1 protein-coding gene is annotated in these 319 nt (G+C 67.4%); it reads left to right on the top strand.

Going from position 1 to position 319, the window contains the following annotated elements; all coding sequences use genetic code 11:
• Positions 1-319, top strand: a 319-nt coding sequence (locus ACWGS9_RS35630; protein WP_454509536.1) for a DUF5801 repeats-in-toxin domain-containing protein, incomplete at both ends; no start/stop codon positions are given.

The raw sequence follows: 319 nt of genomic DNA, 5'->3' as shown, positions 1-319 counted from the left end.
CCGCTGGTGTTCACGCTGGGCGTGGACGCCACCGGCAAGGTGTCGCTCGATCTCGACCGGGCGGTGCATGAAGACAATCTGGCCAACACGCCCAACGACGGCACCAGCCTGGCGGCCAACCTGATCCAGCTGACGGCGACGGTGACCGACGGCGACGGCGACAAGGCCTCGCAGGCGATCAACATCGGCAACCTGCTGACCGTCAACGACGACGGTCCCTCGATCGTTGCCAACCCGCAGTTCACGGCGCCGACGCTGACGGTGGACGAGAGCTTCCTGACGGCGGCGACCAATGGCGTCAACGGCTCCGGCGTTGGCG

This window comes from Mesorhizobium sp. Arg314 (assembly GCF_053714275.1).
Note: the sequence above shows the minus strand (reverse complement) of the source record. Positions and strands in the feature narration are given on the sequence as shown.